Annotated in this window: 8 protein-coding genes; 1 reads left to right on the top strand and 7 read right to left on the bottom strand. The window is 53.1% G+C overall.

The genetic code is table 11. The features are described 5' to 3' along the window. Positions 1–52: 52 nt before the first annotated feature. Complete coding sequence (gene tatE, locus HP459_RS05265; RefSeq protein ID WP_022647424.1) at positions 53–256, top strand: twin-arginine translocase subunit TatE; 204 nt, start codon at positions 53–55, stop codon at positions 254–256. Positions 257–336: 80 nt separating this feature from the next. Here tatE and lipA read toward each other — a convergent pair whose 3' ends face one another. From lipA to mrdB, 7 genes are all read right to left on the bottom strand, one after another. Then, the gene (lipA, locus tag HP459_RS05270; RefSeq protein ID WP_006809637.1) at positions 337–1,302 is read right to left on the bottom strand and encodes a lipoyl synthase; all 966 of its coding nucleotides are present in this window, start codon (positions 1,300–1,302) and stop codon (positions 337–339) included. A 206-nt stretch (positions 1,303–1,508) separates the two neighbouring features. Beyond that, positions 1,509–2,462 (bottom strand): YbeF family transcriptional regulator, encoded by a 954-nt coding sequence (locus HP459_RS05275; protein ID WP_022647425.1) that lies wholly within the window; start codon positions 2,460–2,462, stop codon positions 1,509–1,511. Positions 2,463–2,753: 291 nt separating this feature from the next. Then, the gene (gene lipB / locus HP459_RS05280) at positions 2,754–3,395 is read right to left on the bottom strand and encodes a lipoyl(octanoyl) transferase LipB (RefSeq protein WP_023299587.1); all 642 of its coding nucleotides are present in this window, start codon (positions 3,393–3,395) and stop codon (positions 2,754–2,756) included. Between the two features lie 94 nt (positions 3,396–3,489). After that, positions 3,490–3,753, bottom strand: coding sequence for a DUF493 family protein YbeD (gene ybeD, locus HP459_RS05285; RefSeq protein WP_003858718.1), 264 nt, complete (start codon positions 3,751–3,753; stop codon positions 3,490–3,492). 107 nt (positions 3,754–3,860) lie between these two features. Continuing rightward, entirely contained in the window at positions 3,861–5,072 is a 1,212-nt protein-coding gene (gene dacA / locus HP459_RS05290) for a D-alanyl-D-alanine carboxypeptidase DacA (RefSeq protein WP_003858714.1), read from the bottom strand. Positions 5,073–5,211: 139 nt separating this feature from the next. Then, entirely contained in the window at positions 5,212–6,318 is a 1,107-nt protein-coding gene (gene rlpA, locus HP459_RS05295) for an endolytic peptidoglycan transglycosylase RlpA (protein WP_023305687.1), read from the bottom strand. Positions 6,319–6,334: 16 nt separating this feature from the next. Continuing rightward, a partial coding sequence (gene mrdB, locus HP459_RS05300) for a peptidoglycan glycosyltransferase MrdB (protein WP_171936000.1) occupies positions 6,335–7,441 on the bottom strand: 1,107 nt, incomplete at its 5' end.

Below are 7,441 nucleotides of genomic sequence, written 5' to 3' on the forward strand. Positions count from 1 at the left end.
TTCAGGTTTCTTTGGCGCTGAATGCAGCCTGTTTCATGTAAAGAAGGTATTTATGGGTGAGATTAGTATTACCAAACTGCTGGTGGTTGCCGCACTGGTCGTCCTGCTGTTCGGTACCAAGAAGTTACGCACGCTGGGTGGAGACCTGGGTGCTGCCATTAAGGGCTTTAAGAAAGCAATGAACGATGACGACGCGGCAGCGAAGAAAAGTGCCGAAGATGACATCGCAGCACAGAAGCTTTCACACAAAGAGTAATGGCAATGCTGCAAGGCTTGCATAAAAAAACCGGCTCACGAGGCCGGTTTTTTGTTTTACTGTAAATAAGTTTTACAGCTTTATTTCACTTCTTCGCCCTTCGCCTGCATATCGGCGTGATAAGAGGAGCGAACAAACGGACCGCACGCAGCGTGGGTAAAGCCCATCGCCATCGCTTCGGCTTTCATTTCATCGAACTCATCCGGACTCACGTAACGCTGTACAGGCAGGTGGTGACGGCTTGGCTGTAGATACTGCCCCAGCGTCAGCATGGTGACGCCGTGGCGGCGCAGATCGCGCATCACTTCAATGATCTCAGCGTTGGTTTCACCCAGTCCCACCATCAGGCCAGACTTGGTAGGAATATGCGGATGGGCTTCTTTAAAGCGCTCCAGCAGCTTCAGCGACCAGTTGTAATCTGCACCTGGACGCACCTGACGGTAGATACGCGGTACGTTCTCCAGGTTGTGGTTGAACACGTCTGGTGGCGTCGCGGTCAGGATATCGAGCGCGCGGTCCATACGGCCACGGAAGTCCGGCACCAGCGTCTCAATCTTAATGTTCGGGCTTTTTTCGCGGATGGCGGTAATGCAGTCAGCGAAATGCTGAGCACCGCCATCGCGCAGATCGTCACGGTCAACGGAGGTGATAACAACATAACGCAGCGCCATATCGGCAATGGTCTGCGCCAGTTTTTGCGGTTCGTTAGCGTCAGGCGCAACAGGACGGCCATGAGCAACGTCACAGAACGGACAGCGGCGGGTGCAGATGGCACCCAGAATCATAAACGTCGCGGTACCGTGATTGAAACATTCAGCAAGGTTAGGGCAGGAGGCCTCTTCACAGACAGAGTGGAGGCCATTTTTGCGCATCGCCGCTTTGATCCCCTGAATACGCGAAGAGTCAGCCGGAAGTTTAATTTTCATCCATTCCGGTTTTCTTAACAGCGCCTCGCGCTCTGTAGCCACGTTTTTAACCGGGATAAGGGCCATTTTATCGGCATCGCGGTATTTAACACCGCGTTCCATCACAATGGGTTTACTCATAGCGTGCGTGTTCCAGTTGCGAATATCGAAGGAAAGCGTTTCAATTCAAGGGAATGTTGTAATTATCAACTATTTTTGAACGAACGACAGGCAGTATATCATTTAAAGGGGCGGTAAAGCAGCCTGCCAGGTCGCCAATTTGTAAAATAGTTGTTGTTTTGTGCCTTTTGCCCCGCATGTGGCAGGGCCTTACGCTGAAAGGCGGATCAAAAAGTCTGGCGGATCACATTGATGACGTTTTCCAGCACCGGATCACGCAGGCTTAGCTTGTTGTAATGCAGTGAGATTTCAATAGATTCCGTCGTAAGTTGACTTAATGGAATGCTCTCCAGTGGCCAGCACTTTTGAAGCAAAGTGAAGAGACGCACAGGCATGATACAGAGCAAGTCGCTGCTGCCAATCAGGGCCGCGAGGGTAAACATATTGTAACTGCTAAAGCTGATCGGACGATCCGGGAAGAGTTCGTCAATACGTTGTCGCAGCGGATCCTGACCCTGTCCTTCGGACATAAATGTCGCATGTTCGTAATGGCGCAAATTTTCTGGCGTCAAAGGTGCGCTCAACGCAGGGTGAGCCTGACGACAAACGAGCGCCAGAGTGTCGGTATAAAGTACGTTATGCCCTAACGCTCTGGCCGTAAAGCTATTGCCGTCGATGATCAGGTCCGTCTGGAATTGCGCCAGCTGTGTTTCCGGATCGGTGACGGGCACGTTGCGGATAAGCAACTGTGGCGCATGCTGTTTCACCGCCTGATAGATGGCCGGCATGACCAGAACGCCCACTGAGGGAGAGGTGCCTATGGTGATAGTTCGTTGCTTATCATAACTGCCGGTGAGATCCAGCGCGCCCAGTATTGATTCCAGACCCTGGCTGATGTACTCATGCAGATGGGTAGCGTACGCGGTTGGGGTTACGCCCTGGCCTTTACGAATAAATAACGGATCGGGAAATATCGCGCGCAATTTTTGAATTGACTGGCTAATAGCAGAGGGCGTGAGATTAAGAATTTTCGCAGCATTAACGATACCTTTATGGACATATACCGCCTCAAAAATAGTCAATAAATTGAGATCAATATTACGTAAAGTCCGAAAAATTTGCGGCTTATCTTCGCCGCTGGTTTCATTCAGGCGTTTGGCTGGTAAATTAGTAGGCTCCACGCTCTTACTCCGTATCCATTCACAATATGAATGATAGTTGAATTTATTTATTATGCTTGCAGAGATTCGTAAAGTGTTTAGTAAGTTTCCATTATTTATCGAAAACAAGCAGTTGGGTGATTGTCACGCACGTTACACGAAACCCGGCGATGGTTCTATTAAGGTTCTAATTAATATGTGACGCTAATATATGGGCGACTCGAAAATATAGAATATGCGGTTTATTGTAAAGCGTAAATGCGGTAATTAAGCAGTGGCTGGTCAAATAATTGAGCCACTGCCCGAGGTGAGTTAAGCAGCAATATATTCGTAGGTGGGATTGTTAAGCAGTGCTAAAAAGTTCTTCAGAAGCACGGGCCGGATATTGTCAGGCGTGGCGGTATCGACCCACTGGCGCATTTGCGTCATTTCCATACCGGCATACCCACATGGGTTGATGCGCTGGAAGGGGGCCAAATCCATATTGATATTCAGCGCCAGCCCGTGGAACGAGCAGCCTTTGCGGATACGCAGCCCCAGCGAACAGATCTTCATCTCTCCCACATAAACGCCCGGGGCATCGGCGCGAGGGTGAGCGTCAATATCGTACTCAGCCAGCGTATTGACCACGGTTTGCTCCAGTAAGGTCACGAGCTCACGCACGCCCAGCTTTCTGCGTTTCAGGTTAAGCAGAACATACATCACCTGCTGGCCCGGGCCGTGGTAGGTCACCTGTCCACCGCGATCGCTCTGGATCACCGGGATATCGCCCGTCATCAATAAATGTTCGGCTTTTCCTGCCTGGCCTTGAGTGAACACCGGCAGGTGTTCAACCAGCCAGATTTCATCAGGCGTGGTGTCATCGCGCCTGTCGGTAAAGTCATGCATAGCCTGAGAGACAGGCTCGTAAGGCTGTAGCCCAAGATGGCGGACAAGAATTTTATCCTGGTACAAAAGGACGTCTCCGAAGACAAGGGAGAATAGGTAACGGGGAGTATATCACAGCGGGGAAGTGGGTTACCCGGCAAACCGGGTAACCGCTGAGGGACTACAGCACCATACGAACAATTTCGATATTGCCGAGCTCTTCGTACAGCGTCTCAACCTGCTCAATGTGTGTCGCAGTGATGGTGATTGAGACTGAGTGGTAGTTACCTTTGCTGCTCGGTTTGACTGATGGAGAGTAGTCGCCCGGCGCATGGCGCTGTACCACTTCAACCACCTGATCAACCAGCTCAGGTTTCGCCAGACCCATTACTTTGTAAGTAAAAGGGGTAGGGAATTCAAGCAGTTCGTTAAGTTTGGTTTTCATGTCAGCTCCGGCGTGTGTATAAAAAATAATAACTCCCGCCACGGGGCGGGAGTTTTACTGATACGTAGTATATGGGGATCAAAATCACACTTTCAAGTGTTCAATTTTTAACCAAACCAGTGATGGAACATCAGCTTAATGTAATCAATGATTTTGCCGAAGAAATTGCCTTCAGGAATTTCCTCCAGCACCACCAGCGGGCGCTGATCGATGGTTTTTCCATCCAGCTGGAAGTTGATGGTACCCACGACCTGATTCTTTTGCAGCGGGGCGTGCAGCTCGGTGGTATTCAGCACGTAGCTGGCTTTCAGATCTTTCATACGACCGCGTGGGATCGTCAGATAGAGATCTTTGTCCACACCCAGGGAAGCACGGTCGTTATCGCCAAACCAGACAGGTTCAGAGGCAAATTCTTTACCGGCTTTCAGCGGATTCACGGTTTCGAAGAAGCGGAAGCCCCAGGTCAGCAGTTTTTTACTTTCCGTTTCGCGTCCTTTAAACGTGCGGCCCCCCATCACGGCAGAGATCAGACGCATCTGGCCTTCAGTGGCAGAAGCCACCAGGTTATAGCCGGCTTTGTCGGTGTGACCAGTTTTGATGCCGTCGACGTTCAGGCTATTGTCCCACAGCAGGCCGTTACGGTTGGTCTGACGAATGCCGTTGAAGGTGAACTCTTTCTCTTTGTAGATAGAGTACTCGTTTGGCACATCGCGGATCAGCGCCTGACCGATCAGCGCCATGTCACGCGCGGAGCTGTACTGACCTTCGGCGTCCAGGCCGTGAACGGTCTGGAAGTGGCTGTTTTTCAGGCCCAGCGCAGAGACGTAGCTGTTCATCAGGCCCACAAACGCGTCCTGGCTGCCCGCTGCAAAATCGGCCATTGCCACGCAGGCGTCGTTACCGGACTGCAAGTTGATGCCACGGATAAGCTGAGAGACCGGAACCTGCATGCCTGGCTTCAGGAACATCAGCGATGAACCTTTGAACACCGGGTTGCCGGTTGCCCACGCATCGTTACCGATAGTCACCAGATCGGTTTCTTTAAATTTACCCGCTTTCATGGCCTGGCCGATAACATAGCTGGTCATCATTTTGGTCAGGCTGGCCGGGTCGCGGCGGGCATCGGCGTTCTGTTCTGCCAGAACTTTGCCGGAGTTGTAATCAATCAGGATGTAGGATTCCGCGTCGATCTGCGGAACGCCAGGGATCATGGTCTTGATGTTCAGGTCATCCGCGTGAGCTGCGGAGAACGCAGCAGCGCAAAGGGCCGTGGTCAGCGCCATGCGCTGCACAAAACGAGCAGAAAAAGTGGTCTTCATGGTCAGAACTACGACATCCGTGATGGAATTAAAAAAAGTGCCTTACTATAGCAAATGCTATACGGGCAGGCATCCGACTTTCATCATGAGAGTGTTAACGTGGTTTACACAAACTGACATTTCGGATACCACCGATTAATTACTTCGCAACAGCGATAAACGACTGGAGCTGCGCCTCGCTCTGCAAACGCTGTTGCAGGGACGCTGCCTGCGATTTGCTGGCAAACGGACCCATCTGGATACGCCATACCGCACCGTTTTGCTCAACGCGGCCTGGCACGCCAAACTGCTGGCTTAAACGCTGCTGATACTGCTCTGCACGGGCCCGATCGCTGACGGCGCCAACCTGAACCACGTAGCTGCCGCTCGCCGTCGCAGGCGCCGCAGTCTGCGTAGCAGCCGGTGCGGTCACCGGGGCGGGTTGTGTAGCGGGTGCAGCAACAACGGGCGCAGGCGCTGGGGCAGGTTCATTTGATTCAATCACGCCCGGCGCTAACGTGGTGGGTGCACCAAGGAAACCACTGCTTTTCACCGGGGCGCCTGTCGCATCTTCACTTTGTAGCGTATCGTTGCTGATGGCGTGCACTTCACCCTGCGGCTGCGCGGGCTCTGCTGGCATTGAAGCGCCCCCCATACCACCGCTTAGATCCGGGCGTGCGGGCAGGGCGTAGGTCTGTTTCGCGACCGTGGTACAGGCCGTGCCCGGGCCAGACAGCGAACCATCCTGCGCCACGATAATCGGGTCGATACGCACTTTTGTATTATTTGAGGTATTCAGACGGTCGGCTGCCGCGCGTGACAGGGAGATCACGCGATCGTTGCCGTAAGGGCCACGATCGTTGATACGTACCACGATCATCCGGCCATTCGCCAGGTTAGTGATGCGCGCATAGCTTGGAATAGGCAGTGTCGGGTGTGCCGCCGTGATCTGCATCGGATCGAAGGTTTCACCTGACGCGGTCAGATTGCTGCCTGGCTCAGCGTCATAGATGGCAGCAAAGCCGGCCTGGCTGAAACGGGAAGGATCCTGAACGATTTTATAGCTTTTACCGTCGCGCTGATAATCCTGATTCACGCTGGCGTTCAGCGGTTCATAAACGGGATCGGCACCGCTAATTTCAACAATCGGGCCATTACAGACCGCAGGCTGCGGCGGCGCGACGGTTGCCTGTTGCTGACCATCATCACTTGTACAGGCGGCAAGTAAACTTGCTGCGATGCAGATCCCCAGCCACTGCTTACGCATTGCGATCCCCTTATTTTTATACGCTTTTGGACAACATTTTCCTGTGGGTATGGATCGACATGACGATACCAAACCCGGCCATCAACACGATCAGTGCCGAGCCCCCGTAACTCACCAGCGGCAGCGGTACACCAACAACCGGCAGAATACCACTCACCATACCAATATTTACGAAGACATAAACGAACAAAATCAACATTAATCCACCCGCCATAACCCGGCCAAAGGTGGTCTGCGCGCGTGCGGCAATGTAGAGCCCACGCATGATCAACAGCACGTAGAGCGCAAGCAGAACCAGGATGCCAACCAGCCCTAACTCCTCAGCCAGAACGGCAAAGATAAAGTCGGTGTGGCGTTCCGGTAAAAATTCGAGCTGCGACTGAGTCCCGTGCAGCCAGCCTTTTCCGCGCAGGCCGCCGGAGCCAATCGCAATCTTCGACTGAATAATATGATAGCCTGCGCCCAGCGGATCGGTCTCGGGATCGAGCAGCATCATCACGCGCTGGCGCTGGTAATCATGCATCAGGAAGAACCAGAGAATAGGAATAAAGGCAGCCAGCAGGACCACCGCGATGCCGATCAGACGCCAGCTCAGGCCGGACAGGAACAGGACGAACAGGCCGGAGAGGGCGATGAGAATCGAGGTACCGAGGTCAGGCTGTGCGGCCACGAGCAGCGTCGGCAGGAAAATTAGCACCAGCGCAATGGCGGTATTCTTCAACGACGGCGGGCAGACGTCGCGGTTAATGAAGCGCGCCACCATCAGCGGAACGGCGATTTTGGCGATTTCTGACGGCTGGAAGCGGACAATCCCCAGATCCAGCCAGCGTTGCGCCCCCTTCGAGATAGCACCGAACGCATCTACTGCCACCAGCAAAATGATACAGAAAATATAGAGATAGGGCGCCCAGCCCTCATACACGCGCGGTGGTATTTGCGCCATCACCACCATAATGACCAGACCCATGGCGATCTGGCCAACTTTACGCTCCATCATGCCGATATCCTGGCCGCTGGCGCTCCAGATAACGAGGGCGCTGTACACCAGCAGAGCCAGCAGGATCAGCAGCATGGCAGGGTCGATGTGGATCTTATCCCACAGCGATTTTTTATTCGGATTATC

The sequence above is a fragment of the Enterobacter sp. CM29 genome (assembly GCF_013179605.1).
Classification (GTDB): domain Bacteria; phylum Pseudomonadota; class Gammaproteobacteria; order Enterobacterales; family Enterobacteriaceae; genus Enterobacter; species Enterobacter intestinihominis.

Bases quoted from the DNA above. Each gene is read 5' to 3' on its own strand.
- ybeD (WP_003858718.1), bottom strand. From the start codon at position 3,753: ATGAAAACCAAACTTAACGAACTGCTTGAATTCCCTACCCCTTTTACT.
- dacA (WP_003858714.1), bottom strand. From the start codon at position 5,072: ATGAAGACCACTTTTTCTGCTCGTTTTGTGCAGCGCATGGCGCTGACC.
- rlpA (WP_023305687.1), bottom strand. From the start codon at position 6,318: ATGCGTAAGCAGTGGCTGGGGATCTGCATCGCAGCAAGTTTACTTGCC.
- tatE (WP_022647424.1), top strand. From the start codon at position 53: ATGGGTGAGATTAGTATTACCAAACTGCTGGTGGTTGCCGCACTGGTC.
- lipA (WP_006809637.1), bottom strand. From the start codon at position 1,302: ATGAGTAAACCCATTGTGATGGAACGCGGTGTTAAATACCGCGATGCC.